The sequence below is a fragment of the Ralstonia sp. VS2407 genome (genome assembly GCF_052950655.1).
The window spans coordinates 66717-86032 of record NZ_JBRFVG010000017.1; the positions used below are offsets into that span (position 1 = coordinate 66717).

General features: G+C 63.6%; 20 protein-coding genes. 17 read left to right on the forward strand and 3 right to left on the reverse strand.

What is annotated here, in order from left to right; translation table 11 throughout:
- The first annotated feature begins 25 nt into the window (after nucleotides 1-25).
- The 14 genes from ACU8YE_RS21775 (at nucleotide 26) to ACU8YE_RS21840 (ending at nucleotide 14166) form a co-directional block, all read left to right on the forward strand.
- Entirely contained in the window at nucleotides 26-331 is a 306-nt protein-coding gene (locus ACU8YE_RS21775; RefSeq protein WP_260804164.1) for a recombinase-like helix-turn-helix domain-containing protein, read from the forward strand.
- A gap of 79 nt (nucleotides 332-410) precedes the next feature.
- Nucleotides 411-1478: an aromatic ring-hydroxylating oxygenase subunit alpha gene (locus tag ACU8YE_RS21780; RefSeq protein ID WP_024979224.1), complete on the forward strand. Its 1068-nt coding sequence runs from the start codon at nucleotides 411-413 to the stop codon at nucleotides 1476-1478.
- On the forward strand, nucleotides 1471-2244 hold the full coding sequence (locus ACU8YE_RS21785) for an SDR family oxidoreductase (protein WP_433868086.1): 774 nt from the start codon (nucleotides 1471-1473) through the stop codon (nucleotides 2242-2244). Before ACU8YE_RS21780 ends, ACU8YE_RS21785 begins: the two co-directional genes overlap by 8 nt.
- A 32-nt stretch (nucleotides 2245-2276) precedes the next feature.
- Entirely contained in the window at nucleotides 2277-2813 is a 537-nt protein-coding gene (locus ACU8YE_RS21790; protein WP_316871923.1) for a cupin domain-containing protein, read from the forward strand.
- Between the two features lie 4 nt (nucleotides 2814-2817).
- On the forward strand, nucleotides 2818-3720 hold the full coding sequence (locus ACU8YE_RS21795; protein ID WP_446929591.1) for an alpha/beta fold hydrolase: 903 nt from the start codon (nucleotides 2818-2820) through the stop codon (nucleotides 3718-3720).
- Nucleotides 3721-3732: 12 nt separating this feature from the next.
- Entirely contained in the window at nucleotides 3733-4560 is an 828-nt protein-coding gene (locus ACU8YE_RS21800) for an IclR family transcriptional regulator (protein WP_260804160.1), read from the forward strand.
- A gap of 2 nt (nucleotides 4561-4562) precedes the next feature.
- Nucleotides 4563-5366, forward strand: a complete 804-nt coding sequence (locus tag ACU8YE_RS21805) for an SDR family oxidoreductase (protein ID WP_446929592.1) — start codon at nucleotides 4563-4565, stop codon at nucleotides 5364-5366.
- Nucleotides 5359-7086 (forward strand): thiamine pyrophosphate-binding protein, encoded by a 1728-nt coding sequence (locus tag ACU8YE_RS21810; protein WP_316871920.1) that lies wholly within the window; start codon nucleotides 5359-5361, stop codon nucleotides 7084-7086. The genes ACU8YE_RS21805 and ACU8YE_RS21810 overlap by 8 nt, the downstream gene beginning before the upstream one ends.
- 32 nt (nucleotides 7087-7118) lie before the next feature.
- A complete protein-coding gene (locus ACU8YE_RS21815; protein WP_446929602.1) occupies nucleotides 7119-7922 on the forward strand; it encodes an aspartate dehydrogenase in 804 nt (267 codons plus the stop codon).
- Nucleotides 7923-7938: 16 nt separating this feature from the next.
- Nucleotides 7939-9441 (forward strand): aldehyde dehydrogenase, encoded by a 1503-nt coding sequence (locus ACU8YE_RS21820; RefSeq protein WP_446929593.1) that lies wholly within the window; start codon nucleotides 7939-7941, stop codon nucleotides 9439-9441.
- Between the two features lie 41 nt (nucleotides 9442-9482).
- Nucleotides 9483-10445 carry a VOC family protein gene (locus ACU8YE_RS21825; protein WP_433868083.1) on the forward strand — a complete coding sequence of 321 codons (963 nt, stop codon included), beginning with the start codon at nucleotides 9483-9485 and terminating at the stop codon, nucleotides 10443-10445.
- A 21-nt stretch (nucleotides 10446-10466) separates the two neighbouring features.
- On the forward strand, nucleotides 10467-11417 hold the full coding sequence (locus ACU8YE_RS21830; protein WP_446929594.1) for a PDR/VanB family oxidoreductase: 951 nt from the start codon (nucleotides 10467-10469) through the stop codon (nucleotides 11415-11417).
- 175 nt (nucleotides 11418-11592) lie between these two features.
- Nucleotides 11593-12693: a porin gene (locus tag ACU8YE_RS21835; RefSeq protein ID WP_414562409.1), complete on the forward strand. Its 1101-nt coding sequence runs from the start codon at nucleotides 11593-11595 to the stop codon at nucleotides 12691-12693.
- A gap of 69 nt (nucleotides 12694-12762) precedes the next feature.
- Nucleotides 12763-14166, forward strand: coding sequence for an MFS transporter (locus tag ACU8YE_RS21840; RefSeq protein ID WP_232039325.1), 1404 nt, complete (start codon nucleotides 12763-12765; stop codon nucleotides 14164-14166).
- 66 nt (nucleotides 14167-14232) lie between these two features.
- Here the strand turns inward: ACU8YE_RS21840 and ACU8YE_RS21845 are convergent, their stop codons facing one another.
- Nucleotides 14233-15111 (reverse strand): 2-hydroxy-3-oxopropionate reductase, encoded by an 879-nt coding sequence (locus ACU8YE_RS21845; RefSeq protein ID WP_446929595.1) that lies wholly within the window; start codon nucleotides 15109-15111, stop codon nucleotides 14233-14235.
- A gap of 302 nt (nucleotides 15112-15413) precedes the next feature.
- Here ACU8YE_RS21845 and ACU8YE_RS21850 point away from each other — a divergent pair, with 302 nt between their 5' ends.
- Entirely contained in the window at nucleotides 15414-15545 is a 132-nt protein-coding gene (locus ACU8YE_RS21850; protein WP_260804153.1) for a hypothetical protein, read from the forward strand.
- On the opposite strand, the gene ACU8YE_RS21855 is transcribed toward ACU8YE_RS21850, so the two are convergent.
- Complete coding sequence (locus ACU8YE_RS21855) at nucleotides 15546-16064, reverse strand: cupin domain-containing protein (protein WP_446929596.1); 519 nt, start codon at nucleotides 16062-16064, stop codon at nucleotides 15546-15548.
- Nucleotides 16065-16081: 17 nt separating this feature from the next.
- Complete coding sequence (locus ACU8YE_RS21860; RefSeq protein WP_446929597.1) at nucleotides 16082-17287, reverse strand: sterol desaturase family protein; 1206 nt, start codon at nucleotides 17285-17287, stop codon at nucleotides 16082-16084.
- 298 nt (nucleotides 17288-17585) lie between these two features.
- Here ACU8YE_RS21860 and ACU8YE_RS21865 point away from each other — a divergent pair, with 298 nt between their 5' ends.
- On the forward strand, nucleotides 17586-18158 hold the full coding sequence (locus ACU8YE_RS21865) for a DUF4337 domain-containing protein (protein WP_446929598.1): 573 nt from the start codon (nucleotides 17586-17588) through the stop codon (nucleotides 18156-18158).
- 108 nt (nucleotides 18159-18266) lie between these two features.
- Nucleotides 18267-18986, forward strand: coding sequence for a hypothetical protein (locus ACU8YE_RS21870; protein ID WP_446929599.1), 720 nt, complete (start codon nucleotides 18267-18269; stop codon nucleotides 18984-18986).
- Nucleotides 18987-19316 lie beyond the last annotated feature (330 nt).

The window sequence follows — 19316 nt, forward strand, 5'->3', positions numbered from 1 at the left end:
GCGAAACGTGATGGAGTCGACAGACATGCAACCGCTATACAACCCAGACCTCGCTCCGTGGGAGCCGATTTCTCCGAACAACGTCGCCGGCAAGGGCCGTGTCGAGCGCCCTGGTCACGTCGCCAATCTGGTGTGGCAAACGCGCGCTGCCGAGCCGACCGCCTATGAGAACCAATTGGCCGATTCGCTGGAAGCGGCATTCCTGGGTGGCGCGCAAACGCCCGCCGACATCGTCGCCGTGCTGAACGAGCGTGGCCCGCGCAATGCCGCCGGCGGCGAGACCTGGACGGAAGACACATTCCTGGCCGAGATGCGCCGCCTGGGCGCCTGAGCCGGGCTGGGACCAACACGATTCGACGCCGCGTCGCCCGCAGAGGCGCCCGGCTCAACCCCATCAGAAGAGGCAAGCAATGGAAGGCAACAAGGAAGCGCAGAAGGAAGCGCGCATCAACACCGGTCTGCGCAACTACTGGTATCCGGTGGCGGCGTCGTGGAATGTGAAGAACGCGCCGGTGGGCATCACCCGCTTGAGCCAGAACATCGTGCTGTGGCGCGATACCGCTGGCCAGGTGCATGCGCTGGAAGACCGCTGCCCGCATCGCGGTGCGCGCCTGTCGATGGGTTGGAACCTGGGCGACCACGTGGCTTGCTGGTACCACGGCGTCGAAGTGAACGGCCAGGGTACGGTGACGAGCGTACCTGCTGTCGACGCTTGCCCCATGGAGGGCAAGACCTGCGTGCGCAGCTACCCGGTGCAGGAACGTGCCGGCGCCATCTTCCTCTGGTTTGGCGACAAGGCCCCGTCGGAGTTCGACGACGCTGTCGGCACGCTGCGGCTGCCTGAAGAGCTGACCAGCGACGAGCACAGCCACTTCCTCTGCTTTGCACACTGGAACGTCAACTACCGCTATGCCATCGACAACGTCATGGACCCGATGCACGGCGCCTACCTGCACGCCGTGTCGCATTCGATGGCCAGCGGCGAGAAGAAGGCCGTGATGGAAGTGGTGGAAACCGACCACGGGATCATGTTCCAGAAGACCGGCCAGCGCGGCGTGAACTTCGATTGGACCGAGTTTGGCGAGACCGGCACGATGTGGCTGCGCCTGTCGATTCCGTATCAACCGAAGGTTGGCCCGGGCGGCCCGTTCACCATCATCGGCATCGTGACGCCGGTGGATGAGGAGCATTGCATCGTCTACTTCTGGCGCACGCGCCACGTACAGGGCTGGCAGCGCGACGTGTGGCGCTTCCTGTATCGCAACCGCCTGGAAGGCCTGCACTGGGATGTGCTGGAGCAGGATCGCGTGGTGCTCGAATCGATGGCACCTGAAGCGCGCGATCACGAGACGCTGTATCAGCACGACATCGGCATCACGCGTATCCGCCGCGTGCTGGCACGCCGCGCCGCCGCTGAACTGGCCGATGCGCCTGTCGCCATGCTCAAGCCTGTTCCCACGGAAGCTCAACATGCCTGAGCGCAATTCAACTGCCGGATTGCTGGCCGGCCGCAAGGTGCTCGTGACGGGCGCTGCGCGCGGACTGGGTCTGGCCTTTGCCAAGTCGATTGCCGAAGCGGGTGGCGCCGTTGCGCTGGCCGACATTCTTGGCGAGCGCGTGCAGGAAGAGGCCGCAGCGCTGCGGGCGGCCGGCTTTGACGCCCATGGCTTTGCGCTCGATCTTGGCGATCCTGCTTCGATTCAGACGTGCGCCGCAGCGGCTGTGCAGGCACTGGGCGGGCTCGACGGGCTCGTCAATAACGCGGCCATCACGAACTCGGGCGGGCGCGACGCATCGTCGATTGACGTCGATACCTGGGACCGCGTGATGAACGTCAACGTGCGCGGCACATGGTTGATGACGACGGCTTGCCTGCCGGCGCTCAAGGCATCGGGCCGCGGTGCGATCGTCAACCTGTCGTCGGACACACCGCTGTGGGGCGCGCCGAACCTGCTGGCTTACGTGGCGAGCAAGAGCGCCGTCATGGGCATGACCAAGTCTCTGGCGCGCGAATGCGGCGCAGACGGCATCACCGTCAACGCCATTGCGCCGGGCCTGACGCTGGTGGAAGCCACCGAATACGTACCGGCGCACCGCCATGCGCTGTACCGCGACCAGCGTGCCATCTCGCGCGATCAGGTGCCCGGCGACGTGTGCGGCGCCGTGCTGTTCGCGCTGTCCGATCTTTCCCGATTCGTGACGGGCCAGACGCTGGCCGTCAACGGCGGTTTCGTCATGCAGTAATGCATCCACACACCATTCAGAAGAGGTATTCAATGAGCGATCTCTCCGAACAACAGCAAGTGCAACGCACGTGGGACCGCCCGGAAGGCGCGTCGTTTGAAGACTGGATGAACAGCCGCGTTGCGCGTTTCGCCACTCGCCGCTACGACTGGGATGCCCTCAAGTTCCAGGCCGACTTCGACCCGAAATACCGCCGTGCGCAAATGCGCTACCTCGGCACGGGCGGCACGGGCGTGGCGGCAGACACCAACACGGTGCCGGCCGAGCACTTCACGTTTTCGACCATGGTCATTCCGGCCGGCCACGAAGGCCCGTCGCACCTGCACACCGATGTGGAAGAGGTGTTCTTCGTCATTCGCGGCAAGCTCAAGCTGGTGCTGGAGAAGGACGGCGAGCGTTTTGAGACCATCCTGACCGATCGCGACCTCGTCTCGGTGCCGCCGGGCGTGTACCGCGAAGAAATCAACATCGGCGATGAAGACGCGCTGATGTGCGTGATGCTCGGCGCCAAGAAGCCGATCACACCGACGTACCCGCCCGAGCACCCGCTCGCCAAGATCAAGCGTTGATGCCATGAGCGTGCAGGCTGTCATGTCTTCCCATCCGTTCCGTGTTGCCGACGCGCTTGCCGTGCTGGGCGGCGACTTCGCCGAACACACCGTCGTGATGAGCGTGCGCGGCGATCGCATCGGCTATCGGCAATGGGGCGAGCGCGGGCCGTTGGTGGTGCTGTTGCACGGCATCAGCTCCAGCGCCGCGTCATGGCTGCCTTGCGCGCAGGTTCTTTCGCAGAGCATGCGCGTGCTGGCATGGGATGCGCCGGGCTACGGAAATTCCACGCCGGTTGCAGAGGCAGCGCCGCGCGCCGCCGACTATGCGGTGCGGCTGCAGGCGTGGCTTGCCGCGCTGGATGTGACGCCCGATGTGATCGTCGGTCACTCGCTGGGCGCGCTGATGGCTTCGGCGTATGTGGCCGCCGCGCCAGCGGCGATGCAGCCGAAGTGCCTGTTGCTTCTGAACCCTGCGCAGGGCTACGGCCAGCCGGGGCAGGAAGACAAGTCGCGCGCCGTGCAAGCGCAACGTCTTTCAACGCTGGACCAGTTCGGCATCGCCGGCATGGCGGAGTCGCGCCACGCGCACCTGCTGCGCCCGAATGCCACCGATGAAGAGCGTGCCTGGGTGCGCTGGAACATGAAGCGCCTCAACGATGGCGGTTACCGCCAGGCCGTGGCGATGCTCAGCGGCGACGACATCGGCGCCTATCTGCGCAAACGCCCCGCATCGACGCCGGCACAAGTCGCTTGCGGCGATGTGGATGGCATCACGCCGCCGCGAGGCTGCGAAGCGCTGGCCAAGACGTTCGGTCTGCCCTTTGCGCTGGTACCGGCTGCGGGGCATGCCTCCTATATCGATGCGCCTGACGCTGTCGCAGGCTGGATCGAACACGCCGTTCTCTCCCAATCTCAAAACGCCTAAGCGCCAAGACGTATGAGCAACGACCTCATTTCAGAAGACGTGCAGGAAAAGTACATCGTGCCGGGCCTCGAACGCGGCCTGCGCCTCCTGTGCGAATTCAGCCACAAAGACCGCGTCCTGTCGGCGCCGGAACTGGCTCGCCGCCTGAAGGTGCCGCGCTCCACGGTGTTCCGCCTGCTGACCACACTTGAAGTAATGGGCTTCATCGAGCGCGTAGACGGCGGCCGCGATTTCCGTCTCGGCATGGCGGTGCTGCGCCTGGGCTTTGAATATCTCGCCTCGCTGGAGCTCACCGAGCTGGGCCGCCCGCTGCTCGATCGCCTGCGTGACGAGATTCACTATCCGTGCAACCTTGTCGTGCGCGATGGCCGCTCGATCGTCTATGTAGCGAAGTCGGTCGCGCCCACGCCGTTCACCAGTTCGGTGAATGTCGGCACGCGCTTGCCGGCTCACGCCACCGTGCTGGGTCGTGTGCTGCTGGCCGATCTATCGCTGGCTGAGCTGCGCCAGCTTTATCCGGAGCCGCAGCTGGAAGTGTTTTCCGCCAACACGCCGCGCACGGTGGAAGAGCTGTTCGAGATGGTCCAGCGCGACCGCGAACACGGCTACGTGCTGCAGGAAGGCTTCTTCGAGGCCAACATCTCGACGATTGCTGCGCCCGTCCTGGATCGCGCCGGCAAGGTGGTGGCTGCACTCGGCACGACCATTCCGTCGCCGCGCATCGACGCGGCACAGCTCGATCTGATGATCGACAAGGTGCGCGCCGCCGCCGGCGAGTTGTCCTACCTGCTGGACTACCGCCCCGCCGGCGGCAAGGTCGTCAACCTGTTCCGCGAATGACCATGCCGATGATCGACCTCACTGGCAAGACCGCCGTTGTGACCGGAGGCTCCTCCGGCATCGGCCTCGCCACCGTTGAACTGCTGCTGGAAGCCGGTGCCGCCGTGGCGCTGTGCGGGCGCAATGCCGAACGTCTCGCGCAAGCCGAACAAGGTCTGCGTAGCCGCTTCCCAAGCGCCCGGCTGTTTGCTGCAACGTGCGACGTGCTCGACGCCGCGCAGACGGCCGCGTTTGCGGATGCCGTGGCGCAAGCGCTTGGCCCCGTCGACATGCTGATCAACAACGCCGGCCAGGGCCGCGTCTCGACGTTTGCCGAGACCGACGATGCCGCGTGGACGCAGGAGCTGCAGCTCAAGTTCTTCTCCGTGATTCATCCGACGCGCGCTTTCCTGCCGCAACTCGAGCGCTCGGAGCACGGCGCGATCGTCTGCGTGAATTCGCTGCTGGCGCAGCAGCCCGAGCCGCACATGGTGGCCACCTCGGCCGCACGTGCTGGTGTGCTCAACCTCGTGCGCTCGATGGCGACCGAATTTGCACCGAAGGGCGTGCGCGTCAACGGCATCCTGATCGGGCTGGTGGAATCCGGCCAATGGCGCCGCCGCTTCGAGGCTCGCCCCGAAGAAGATCGCCATCTCGACTGGGCCGCGTGGACGCGCCGCCTGGCCGCGCAAAAACATATTCCCCTTGGACGCCTGGGCCTGCCGGAAGAAGCAGCCCGCGCCATTCTGTTCCTTGCCTCGCCGTTGTCTTCGTACACCACGGGCAGCCACATCGATATCTCCGGAGGACACTCCCGTCATGCTTAATAGACAACAACAGGAACCGCAACTGGTCACGGTGGGCCACGCGATTGCAGCCTTCCTGGAGGCCTGCGAGGTCAAGGCCGCTTTTGGTGTCATCTCCATCCACAACATGCCCATCCTGGATGCGATGGGCGAGCGCGGCAAGATCCGCTTCATCATGGCGCGCGGTGAAGCCGGCGGCGCCAACATGGCCGACGCCTATGCCCGTACCACGGGCGGCCTCGGTGTCTGCCTGACCAGCACCGGCACCGCGGCTGGCAACGCCGCGGGCGCCATGGTCGAAGCACTGACCGCCGGCACGCCGTTGCTGCACATCACGGGCCAGATCGAGACGCCTTATCTGGACCAGAGCCTCGCGTACATCCACGAAGCGCCGGACCAGCTCACGATGCTCAAGGCCGTTTCCAAGGCGGCCTTCCGCGTGCGCAGCGCCGACACCGCCATCAGCACGATGAAGCTGGCCGTACAGACCGCGCTGACGGCGCCGGCCGGCCCGGTGAGCGTAGAGATTCCCATCGATATTCAAGCCGCGCTGATCCCGATGCCGGATGACCTGCGCCCGCTGCAGGTGCCGCAGCATGTGCCGTCGGCCCACGCGCTGGATGAACTGGCTGAACGCCTGTCGCGCGCGCGCCGCCCGATGCTGTGGCTCGGCGGTGGCGCCCGCCACGCCGCGAAGCAGGTCAAGCGCCTGATGGATCTGGGTTTTGGCGTGGTCACCAGCACGCAGGGACGCGGCATCGTGCCGGAAGATGACCCGCGCTCGCTGGGCGCATTCAACCTGCACAAGCCGGTCGAAGCGTTCTACCAGACGTGCGATGCAATGGTCGTGGTGGGTTCACGCTTGCGCGGCAACGAAACGCTCAAGTACGAACTCAAGCTGCCGCGCCCGCTGTACCGCATCGATGCGGATGCGTCGGCGGAAGGCCGTTGCTACGCCAGCGATTACTTCGTGTGCGGCGATTCGGCGCTTGCGCTGGATGGCCTGGCCGATCGGCTGGAACAGAAGATGCAGATCGATGCGACGTTCGCTGCCGACCTGCGCGCCGCACACGAGACTGCGGTGCGCGGGCTGATCGATGGCCTTGGCCCGTACGCCAAGCTGGTGGAGGCGTTGCAAGCCGCAGTGGGCCGCGAGTTCAACTGGGTGCGCGACGTGACGGTGTCGAACAGCACGTGGGGCAATCGCCAACTCCGCATTTTTGATTCGCGCGCCGGCGTGCATGCGCTGGGTGGCGGCATCGGCCAGGGTTTGGCGATGGGCATTGGCGCGGCCATCGGGTCGGCAGCAACCGGATCGGGCAAGACCACGTTCTGTCTGGCCGGTGACGGCGGCTTCATCCTGAACCTGGGTGAGCTGGCGACCGCCGTGCAGGAGCGCGCCAACCTCGTCATCGTGCTGATGAACGACAAAGGCTACGGCGTCATCAAGAACATTCAGGACGCGCAGTACGGCGGCCGCCGCCATTACGTGGATCTGCACACGCCGGACTACGCGGCGCTCGCGCAGTCGCTGCAATTGCGCCATCGCCGCGTGTCGGATCTGGCCGACGTGGGCAGCGCGTTGAAGGAAGCCACCAGCGGCGAGGGGCCGTTCCTGATGGAGATCGACATGCTCTCCATCGGCAGCTTCAAGACCATCTTTGCTGGCCCGCCCGTCAATCAACAAGCCAAGGATGGCCAGGGCGAGCGCGCTGCCGAGCGCACGACGGTGGTGGCGTGAACGCGCAACTGAGCCAATTGAAGGAGCCGGACATGCTGCATGTATCGATGGTCGGGTGCGGAGCGATCGGGCAAGGCGTACTGGAACTGCTCAAGAGCGATCCGGATGTGTGCTTTGACGCCGTGATCGTGCCCGAGCACGCGATGGACAAGGCGCGCGAGGCCATCGCCCCGTTCGCGCCGAATGCGCGTGTCACGACGCATCTGTCGGCGGACGCCCATCCTGATCTGCTGGTCGAATGCGCTGGCCACGATGCGCTTGAAGAGCATGTGTTGCCGGCGTTGGAGCAGGGCATCGACTGCCTGGTGGTATCGGTGGGTGCGCTGTCCGAACCCGGCGTGGCCGAACGGCTGGAAGCCGCGGCCCGCCGTGGCAACGCGCAAGTGCAGCTGCTGTCGGGTGCCATCGGGGCCATCGATGCACTGGCCGCTGCGCGCGTTGGCGGGCTGGATGCGGTGGTCTACACCGGCCGCAAGCCGCCGCGCGCCTGGAAGGACACGCCGGCCGATCAGCAGTTCGACCTCGATGCGCTGCGCGAGCCGACCGTGATCTTTGAAGGCAACGCCCGTGAAGCTGCGCGTTTGTTCCCGAAAAACGCCAACGTGGCGGCCACGCTGTCCTTGGCGGGCCTCGGGCTTGAGCACACGCACGTCAAGCTGCTGGCCGATCCGACGGTGGACGAGAACATCCATCACGTCGAGGCGCGCGGCACCTTTGGCGGCTTCGAGCTGACGATGCGCGGCAAGCCGCTGGCGGCCAATCCCAAGACTTCTGCGCTGACGGTGTTCAGCGTGGTGCGTGCGCTGGGCAACCGCGCGCACGCCGTTTCGATTTAAGCGAGGCCATTGCGCCATGACTGTCTCTATCTTGAACGCAACCGCAACGTCCTTGCTGCCCATCTGCATTGCTGGCGAATGGCGCCTTGGCACTGGCGAGCGCTATGTCACCCGTTACCCCGCCACGGGCGAAGTAGTGGCCGAACTCAACGCTGCCAGCGTCGCCGATGTCGAAGAAGCCGTGGCCGGTGCCTACCGCGCCTTTCTGTCCAGCGGCTGGGCGCAGCGCAAGCCGCACGAGCGCGCCGCTGTCCTGTATCGCGTGGCGGAGCTGATCCGCTCGCGCAGCGAAGCACTGGCCCAACGCCAGCGCCTGGATAACGGCAAACCGATCAACGAGACGCGCGCCCTGGTGGCAAGCGCTGCCGCCACGTTCCAGTTCTTCGGTGCTGCATGCGAGACGCTGGAAGAGGCGCTCACGCCCGCGCGTGGCGATTGCCTGACGATGAGCGTGCATGAACCCATGGGCGTGGTGGCCGCCATCACGCCGTGGAATTCGCCGATTGCCAGCGAAGCGCAAAAGATGGCGCCCGCGCTGGCTGCGGGCAACGCCGTCGTCGTCAAGCCGGCAGAAGTCACGCCGCTGATGGCGCTGGAGCTTGCCGCCATCTGTGAGGAGGCGGGCGTGCCCAAGGGCATGATCAGCGTGCTGCCGGGCAAGGGTTCCGTCATTGGCGATGCGATTACGAAGCATCCGCTGGTGCGTCGCGTGTCGTTCACAGGTGGCACGAATACGGGCCGCCATATCGCGCACGTTGCCGCCGACAAGATGATGCCGGTGTCGCTCGAACTCGGCGGCAAGTCGCCGACGATGGTGTTTGACGACGCCGATCTCGACCATGCGGTCAATGGCGTGCTGTACGGCATCTTCAGCTCGTCGGGCGAGTCGTGCATCGCAGGGTCACGTCTGTTTGTGGCGCGTTCACTGTATGAACCGTTCATGGATCGCCTGGCCGCTGGCGCAGCTCGCCTGCGTGTCGGCAATCCGGCCGATGAATCCACGCAGATGGGCCCGCTGATTACCGACCGTCACCGTGAGTCGATCGAGTCTTACGTGGCAATGGGCGTGGAAGAGGGTGGCCACCTGCGCACGGGCGGCTTGCGTCCGCACGTCGCCGGGTGCGAGTCGGGCTACTTCTACACGCCGACCATCATCGAAGGCCTCACCAACAGCGCGCGCATTTGCCAGGAAGAAATCTTCGGTCCGGTGCTCGTCGCCATGCCGTTCGACGATGAAGACGAATTGATCGAGCAAGCCAACGACAGCGTCTACGCATTGGCCGCCGGCATCTGGACGCGCGACTACAAGCGCGCATGGCGTATCGGTCGCGCGGTGCAGGCCGGCAACGTGTGGATCAACACCTACAAGCAGTTCTCGATCTCGACGCCGTTTGGCGGTTGGCGCGACAGCGGCCTGGGCCGCGAGAAGGGCCGCCTCGGCATCCTGCAGTACATGGAGCAGAAGAGCCTCTACTGGGGCCTGAATGAACAACCGCTGGCCTGGGCCAACGCCAACTGAAGCGGAAGCGCAATCAAACGCCCGGACCACAGGAGATGAAGATGAACACGATTCGAGGCATCGACGAAATCGTCTACGGTGCCGACGACCTCGCCGCCTGCAAGCAGTTCTTCCTGGATTGGGGCCTTGCCCTGCAATCGGAAGACGCCAGCGGCCTGCTTTTCGAAACGCTCAACGGCTGCCGCGTGCGCGTCAAGCGCAGCGACGATGCCACGCTGCCGCCCGCCATGGAGGCCGGCCCGACGCTGCGCGAAGTGATCTGGGGCGCCGATTCGCAAGCTGTACTCGACCGCCTGGTCGACAAGCTGGCCGATCAGCCAGGCTATGTTCATGTCGACGGCCGGGTCGGTTGCACTGACCCGAACGGCCTTGCAGTGCGCGTGCAGCTGACCACCAAGCGCGATATCGACGTGCAGTGCGCCGCGATGAACACGTGGACGGACAAACCGCGCCGCAACCAGCCCAGCCCGATCTATGAACGTGCCACGCCCATTGAAGTGGGTCACGTGGTCTTCTTCGTGAAGGACGTGGCGGCCACCGAGCGCTTCTATATCGACAAGCTTGGTTTTGTGCCATCTGACCACTACCCGGGGCGGGGTGCGTTCCTGCGCTGCGAGCCCGAAGGCGGCCATCACGACCTGTTCCTGTTGCAGACGCCGCAGGCCAAGAGCGGGCTCAACCACGTGGCTTTCACCGTGCGCGATATCCATGAAGTGTTCGGCGGTGGCATGCATGTGTCGCGCTGTGGATGGGATACGCAGCTGGGCCCCGGCCGTCACCCGATTTCGTCGGCGTACTTCTGGTACTTCAAGAACCCGGCCGGCGGCCTGATCGAGTACTACGCGGATGAAGACCAACTCGACGCCGACTGGCAGCCGCGCGATTTCGAGCCCGGCCCGACTGTGTTTGCCGAATGGGCCATCGACGGTGGCATTGACGGCAACACACGCCGGCAGAAAAACGTCGTCGGCCCGGAAGGCAAGTTCCTGACGGAAAAGCGCTGAAACGTTGCAGAGAGACGTGCTATGAATTCCCCCCTCAACCTGCGCGTGCATGCCATGCGCTACGAAGCCCAAGGCATCGTGAGCGTGGAGCTGCGCGATGTCGACGGCAAGACCTTGCCCGAGTACGCACCCGGCGCGCATATTGAACTGCATCTCGGCAACGGGCTGGTGCGCAGCTATTCGCTGTGCGGCGCGCCGGAGATGCGTAACCGCTATGTGGTCGGCGTGCTGCTCGACCGCAACAGCCGCGGCGGCTCGCGCTATGTGCACGAGCAGTTGCGCGTGGGCTCAATGCTCAAGATCGGCGGCCCGCGCAATCACTTCGAGCTGGACGAAACCGCGCCGCGCACAGTGTTGGTCGCGGGTGGCATTGGGGTGACGCCCATCGTATGCATGGCGCGTCGTCTGGCCGAGCAAGGCAAGACATTCTCGATGCTGTACTGCGCGCGCTCGCGTGCCGAAGCGGCCTTTGCCGATGAGCTGGCCGCCCATGGCGAGGCGGTGCGTTTTCACCTGGACTCTGAAGCCGGTGGGCCGCCCGATCTGAAAGCGTTGCTCGCGGGGCATCCGGCCGATACGCATTTCTATTGCTGCGGCCCCGGCCCGATGCTGCGGGCATTCGAGGCCGCCTGCGAAGCGCTGGGCTACACCAACGTCCATATCGAACGCTTTGCGGCGGATCCCGGTGTGGAGTCGGTGCAGGACGGGGAGTACCAGGTCAAGCTCGCGCGCAATGGCGCTGAGCTGTGCGTACCGGCAGGCAAGTCGCTGCTCGACGCGCTGCTGGAGATTGGCGTCGAGGTTGAACACAGCTGCAAGGAAGGTGTGTGCGGATCGTGTGAAACGCGCGTGCTCGAAGGCGAGCCCGACCACCGTGACAGCGTGCTTTCCAAGAGCGAGCGTGCATCGAACCAAACGATGATGGTTTGCGTATCCGGCTGCAAGGGCAAGCGCCTGGTGATTGATTTGTAAGCGCAGGATGGCTTAGGCGCGGGCCTGACCAGCCGCGCCCTCTTTTTTGCGCCGTGTTTTTCTTTTAAACGACGTTTCGTATACGAAACAAAGCAAGCACCACAACCAGCTCGTCCACCAAGACGGCGATAACAACTGGCGGGGCGGACACCTTGTCCAGTGGAGGAAACAGCAAATGAAGACAACTTTGTTCGCCCTTGCGGCGATGAGCCTGGCTGGCACGGCGGCGGCCCAGAGCAACGTGACGCTGTACGGCAGCATTGATGAAGGCGTGGCCTACATCAACAGCCTCAAGAGCGGCGCCGCCAGCGGCTCGGCCCTGCGCATGGACCCCGGCACCATGCAGCCGGATCGTTTCGGCCTGCGCGGCTCGGAAGATCTGGGCGGTGGTACGCAGGCCATCTTCCAGCTGGAGTCGGGTTTTCTGGGTGACACCGGCAACAGCGTGGTGGCCGGGAAGCTGTTCAACCGAGCGGCGTGGGTGGGCCTCACCAACGACCGCCTGGGTAACATCCAGCTCGGCCACCAGGCGGACTTCATGTTCGATTACCTCGGGCGTCTGAGCAACGGCTTCCAGCTCACCAACTTCTACCTGTTCCATCCCGGCAACTTCGACAACCTAGCCAACCAGTTCCAGATCGACAATGCCGTGCGCTACGTGTCGCCGATTTTCGGTGGGCTGCAACTGGGCGGCATGTACGGCTTTGGCGAGGTGCCGGGTTCGCCGTCCAAGAGTCGCAGCTACAGCCTGGGCGCGTACTACACCAACGGCGGCTTCCGTGCGGCTGCGGCTTATACCGCTTCCAATGACCGCGCGCTGGACATCGCTGGTCGCCTGGGTATCACGAACACGCTCGGCACGACGCTCGTGCCGGGCGTGATGACGCCGATGAGCTCGGTCAAGTCATTCGGTACCGGCGCGCTGTATCAGTTCAGCAGCCTGCCGGTGCAGATCAACGCGGTCTATACGCAAACGCGTATCACGCTGGGCGGCGCCAATGCCCGCGCTCAGAACGTCGACCTGGGCACGGCTTGGCATTACAGCGCCGCCAACACGCTCAACGTGGGCTATACCTTCAGCAAGTACGAAGGTGCTCGTTGGAACCAGTTCAGCCTGGGCAACGTGTATGCATTCTCCAAGCGCACGCAGGTGTACGTTCAGGGTACCTACCAGCGTGCCGCTGGCGACGCGAAGTCCGCTGCCATCAATGGCGTCGGTGTGGCGGCGCAGCGCAACCAACTGGTTGTCAGCACCGGCGTGCATCACTCGTTCTGACGTCCTGACCCAACGCGCCGCTGGGCAGCGACCCGGTGGCGCATCAACTTCCTCCGGAAGGAGCTTCACATGAAGCCAGGTGTTTTGATTGATAACGGAATTGATCACGATGGGCCGCTGGGCGGGATGAGCCTGGGCAAGATCGTTGCCCGCATCGAGCGGCTCAAGAGCAACGGCATGCACGTGCGCGCGCGCCTGCTGATCGGGCTCGCGACGTTCTTCGATGGTTTTGACGTGATCGTCATCGCGGCTACGCTGCCGCTGCTGATTGCGCAATGGCACCTGACGCCGGCACAGATTGCTTTTGTGATTGGCGCGCCCGGCATCGGTCAGTTGATCGGCGCATTGGTGTTCCCCATGCTTGCCGAGCGATTTGGCCGCGTGCGCATGATCGGCTATAGCGCGGGCATCATCGGCTTGATGAGCCTGCTGTGCGGCGTGGCGCCCAGTTTTGCCGTGTTTGCAGCACTGCGTATCGTGCAAGGCATCGGCCTGGGCGGCGAGCTGCCCGTGGCCGCTACGTACATCAACGAGGTCACGCGCGCACATGGTCGCGGGCGCTTCGTGCTGCTCTACGAGGTGGTATTCCCGATCGGCCTGCTGGTGTCCAACGCGCTGGGCGCATGGCTGGTACCGCATTTCGGCTGGGAGGTGATGTACTTCCTCGGCGGCATACCGCTGGTGCTGTTCTTCACGCTGCCCAAGGCCGTGCCGGAGTCCCCGCGCTGGCTGGCGACCAATGGCCGCATGGCCGAAGCTGACGCCGCGCAGGCGCGCTTTGAAGCCAAATCGAAGGAGCCGCTGCCGCCGCTGGGTGATACCTCGGCCTTCGAGCAGATGTCGCATCGCCACCCGAAACGCGGCATGCGCGATCTGTTCGGCCCCGTGTACATCAGGCGCACGGTGGTCGTGGCCATGCTGTGGGCGACGTGCGGTTTCATCCAGTACGGTCTGTCGACATGGCTGCCGACGGTCTACAAGACGATCTATCACGCGCCACTGCAACTGGCGCTCAACCTGGCGGCGCTGGCTTCGGTGCTGGGTGTGGTCGGCTCGTTGGTCTGCGCGATGATCGTCGACAAGGTGGGCCGCAAGCCGGTGATGGTGGTCTCGTTCGTACTGTGCGGCGTCTCGCTGGCGCTGGCTGGGCTGCTGCACGAGCAGTCGCTCTATGTGGTGGCGGGGTTGTGCTCGTTGGCGCTGGGGTTGATGGCGTGCGGCTTCATCACCGCCTATGTCTATACGCCGGAGCTGTATCCGACCAACATCCGCGCGATCGGTTGCGGCATGGGCGGCGCGTGGCTGAAGATTGCCGCCATCTTTTCACCGATGCTGATCGGTTCGACGATCGGCTCGGGCAACGTCAGCAATGCGTTCCTGCTGCTGGCATTGGTCCCCATACTGGCCGCGGTCACCATCTACTTCCTCGGCATCGAAACCAAAGGGAAAGTGCTCGAGCAACTTGAGTTGTAAGCCGACGCCGTCGACGGTCGCAAAACGGAGCGGGTGGTGCTCGCCTGGGCACGCCCCCGTTTTGGCTCAGGCAATGCTGTGATCCGCCATCAGTTCCAGTGCGCGCACCATGGCTGAGTGGTCCCATGCCTTGCCACCGTGAGCGGCGCACACGTTGAAGAGCTGTTGTGCGGCCGCGGTGTTCGGCAGGGCGATGCCGAGCTTGCGAGCGCCTTCCAACGCCAGGTTCAGATCCTTCTGGTGCAGTTCGATGCGAAAGCCCGGGTCAAACGTCCGCTTGATCATGCGTTCGCCATGCACTTCGAGAATGCGCGAGGAGGCAAAGCCACCCATCAACGCCTCGCGCACACGTGCCGGGTCGGCACCGGCCTTGGACGCAAACAGCAGCGCTTCGCCCACTGCTTCGATGGTCAATGCCACGATGATCTGGTTGGCGACCTTGCAGGTCTGACCAGCACCGGAGTCGCCCACATGCGTGATGTTCTTGCCCATCAAGGCGAACAGCGGTTTGGCACGCTCGAACGCGGCTGCTTTGCCGCCAACCATGATCGTGAGTGTTGCGTCACGTGCACCGACTTCACCGCCTGAAACGGGCGCATCAAGGTAATCCGCGCCCAGCGCTTCGACGCGCTTGGCAAAAGTCTGCGTTTCAATCGGCGAGATCGAGCTCATGTCGATGAAGAGCTTGCCCCCAGCCAAGCCCTGCGCGACACCGGCCTCGCCAAACAGCACATCAGCCACGTCCGGCGTGTCCGGCACCATGGCGATGACGATGTCCGCGGCTTGCGCCACTGCCGCCGAGTTGGCGACCACCGTCGCGCGCGAGCGCAGATCTTCCGGCACGGAATGCTTGCCGCTGACGATCAGCGTGTGGTCGCCCCTGAGCAGATTGCGGGCCATGTGAGCGCCCATGATGCCAAGACCGATGAATCCGATGGTAGCCATGATGTTCTTCCGAAGGCGTCTGGGTGAAGTGGGTGGGTAGCGTGAGTCACGCCGCAGCGCGTCTCACAAGCGTAGATCGACGCACCGATGAAGACCAGCCATGGCCATCATGCTGTGCGCTCCAGGATGCATGGGCGCCGCGCCCGGCAGGCCTTTGCGACGCGCGATGCCCATACGGAGATGAGACCCGGAAATAAGGGCCGAGAAGCGTCATTGCTCGTGCAATGGTTTGGAAGCCCCCTCTCATAGACTGAAAACGTGCCGATAAGACAGCTATCGGGCACGCCGAGAGGGGAGGGGATATGTCCACCACAGCCACCGCAGCAGCCAACTGGATCGTCGTCCTGACATGCGCGTACATGGAGTACAGCACGTGGCGGGGTATCAGCGTCTACCGCCGCACGGTCGGCTATGAAAGCGTGGTGTGGTGCTGACTAACGTACCGCAGGCTTGGGCAGCAACCTTCGGATGAGATCGCCATGTGCCGAATACTTTGCCAGCAGCGCGCCATCGTCGGCCAGTTCGAACTCGCTGAACTCGAACCCCGGCGCAACGGTGCAGCCGACGAGCGCATAGCCATGTTCTCCGGGCACGCGCTCGGCCGCAAACCAGCGGCCTGCCGGAACCACCGCCTGGTACACCGCCATCGCGTCGTCGGCCGCATTGCCCAGACGATGCGTGCTCACCGTACCGTCGTCCTCCAACACATGCACATTGAGTGAGTCCCCCGCATGGAAGTGCCACAACTCGTCCGACTGGATCCGATGCCAGGCGGAATATGCATCATCCGCCAAGAGGTAATAGATGGCGGTGGCAGCCGCACGTTCGACGGGCGGGATGCCTCGCTGGATGCGTTCCTCACTGCGATAGGTTTCGCGATAGAAGCCGCCTTCCGGGTGCGGTTCGAGACCGAGGCGGGCGATGAGGTGCTGAGCAGCGGCGGCGACGGGCATGACGTGAAACCTTCGACTCAGTTCTGCTGACGTCGGAACGGAAAGCGCTGCTGGTTGACGAAGCCGTCGGGCATGTAGTCACCTACTACGCCGTACTTTTCAGGGAAGGCCTTCTTCGATTTGACTGTGGTACCGAATAGATAGTCAATGAAGGCGAAATGCGCGGCGTAGTTCTTGTCGATCGCTTCGTCTTCCGACGAGTGGTGCCAATGATGGAAATCCGGCGTCACGAAGATGTACTTCAACGGCCCCCACGGCAAGTGCACGTTGGCGTGATTGAACACCGCCTGGAAGCCCACGATGATGATGTAGACATCGACCACGGCTTTGTCGAAGCCCAGCACGAACAATGGCCCAAGCACAGCCACCCGCGTGACGATCAGTTCAAGAATGTGTTGACGCGAGCCGGCCAGCCAGTCCATCGTCTTCACGCTGTGATGCACGGCATGAAAGCGCCAGAGGAACGGCACTTCGTGATACGCGCGGTGCGTGACGTACTCCATCAGGTCGGCCACCAGCATGCACAGCAGCAACTGCGGAATGAACCAGATGTGCTGCACCATTTGCTGGAAGTCCGCATGCACCATCCACCCGAACACGCGGTGGATCAGGAAGTTCACCACCAGCAGCACCAGCCCCACGATGAAGTGGTTCACTGCGAAGTGCACCATATCGGTCTGCCATTCTGCCCGGAACACCGGCTGCTTCTTGTAGAGCGGGAACAGCTTCTCAAGCAGCACGAAAATCGCCGTCGAACCGAGCAGGTCAAGAATGAACCAATCCATGCCGATATACGGCGTGTGATCCGGAAAATCGCCCACCGGCACGCGCGAGCCGCCCAGCGCAACGGCAATCACCACAAACAGGAACGCCAGACCGTTCAGGCGTCGGCGGTTATCCAGCACGATATTCGCCAGCGATAACCCGCCCGAAATCAGCAGAGAGACAAACAGAATCTGCCGAATCACATCCACCGAATACGCGCGCCGCAATTCGGGCGTCGTCAGATACTGGGGAAAGTGAAACGCCAGTACGCCCAGCAAACACAGAAAGCTAAGCACCAACGCCAGGATGGTGCCGATCATGCCTCGGCCGAACTTCAGGCCGCCGTTGGCATGCAGCAATGCATTGGCATCGCGGATCGTCGCGTCGGCCACGCGGACGATGACGGGTTGGTGTTCCTCTTCGGGCAATGGCGCCAAAGGCTTTTGGGACGCATCCATGGATCTGACTCGCAGTATTGTTTTGTTTTATTAACAATGCGATTACCAAAGGAATATTGGCTCTGATTCGCATTGCTGCGCGATTATACGGACCGGTTTCGTGTATTCAACGGCGCAATTGCCCAGCGTATAAATGATTTGCGATTGCCGCGCCTCCTCCCTGCGCGGCAGGGTCAGGAAGCTGCATCTGCGACGTTGAATGCGCGTCGCATGGCGTTGCCTTTCCGTGCAAGGCCATGCATTGTGAGGTCCGCGCTTGATGGGCGACCGACGATACAAGACTAGAAGGGGAGCAACCATGTCAGAAGGATTTCACGTGCACGGCGCGCATGACCACGCGCTCGAGCACGCGGCAGAAAGCGGCCATGCCGATAGCTTTGCCGGGCGTATTGCCGTCATGACGGCGATTCTCTCGACGGCCGGCGCCATCTTCGGTTACCAGGGCGGCGCCACGCAAAACGCCGCACTACTCGCCAAAAATGAAGCTGCCATCCACAAGACCGAAGCCGCCAACCGCTGGGCCTACTACCAGGCCAAAGGCCAGAAGCAGGCGATTGCCGAGCTGACCGCCCAGTTGCCCGGCACCGATCAGGCCGCCGCCAAGCGCGAAGCCCAGCGCTACGCCGCCGAGAAGGAAGACATTCGCCGTCAGGCGGAAGACCAGGAGCGCTTGGCAAAAGAGGCCGATGACGCGAGCGAGCTTGCCGTGCACCACCACCACCGGTGGGCGCAAGCGGTCGTCGCCATTCAGGTGTCGATCGCGCTGGCGGCCATCACGTTGCTTTCCCGGCGGCGCTGGATGCAGGTTCTGTCATACGGTGTGGCCGCTGTTGGTGGTGTCGTGGCCGTGCTGGCGCTGCTTCATATCTGATGGCCGACGGCACGCTGCTCGCCCAGATGTTTGCGTGCCGGCATAGTCAGTCGCCAGAATGGCGCTTTTGCAGCAGACATCCTCCCACATGAATCTGGAGCGAACACCATGGCCCTTGTAATTTGGGCGCAGCGCGCGTTGATGATTGCAAGCTGGTTGGCTAGCGCGTGCGCCATGGCGGCCGGGCCAGCCGTCGAGCCGGGCGAGTACGTCTACATCCTGGGCGACAGCGCGAGCGGCACGATGACGGTCAAGGGCGACAGCTTCAACATCTCGACGATTGGCGGCAACTGCCACACGTGCGCGATCGAAGGCACATTCCGGGGCCGCGTTGGCATCGACAAGGATGAGGGCAAGTGCCACATCGCCGTGTCGGGCAACAAGGACGCGCTCAAGCTGGATTCATCCGCCACCGCCGAGGCCTGCCGAGATTTCTGCGGCATGCGCGCCATGTTTGATGGCGACTACCGCCGTGCGCCGGTCGCCTGCACAGACCGCCAGCGTCAAGCCCGCATCGGCCAGGCCCACAAGCAATACGCCGCCAAGGATTTCGATGCAGCCCGCACAACACTGCGTTCTCTGCTCTCCGACTGCGATCCCTTCATGGACTGGATCGAGCGCGACAAGGCTCGCAGTGATCTTGCCGTGACTGAATACCATCGTGGCGACAACGCTCAATGCCTCGCTGTGCTGTCCGAGACGACAGCGATCAAGGCACAGAAGGACTCAACACTGATCCTGCCGCCGTGCGACGCCGACAATTACGCGTCAACGAGCAAGGCGATTCTCTACAACCAGAAGCTATGCCAAGCGTCGGGCAAGTATTGATGCCAACTGCATCTCTATAAGAAACGGGGCGGCGGCCGATGGCCCGGCCCAATCTGCGTCTCAGGTTGGCCGGACGCGGCGTTCGTCGGCCCCTCAACCTACGCCATAACCCTGCGGCGCATGGCGACGCAGGCCAGTCATCAGCAAGATTTTTGCGAGTGACTCACAAAAGTGCTTGCCAGCTGCGCTTCCGCACATTAGTATTCGCCCCTCGCTGCAAAACACAGCGCCGAAACGCAAGTGGCGGTGGTGGTGTTGAGTGGTGGAGAAGCAGGAGTGGAGCGGGTTTGCGGTCGATTGTGTGGTTGGCGATTGGCGGTAGATCGGGTG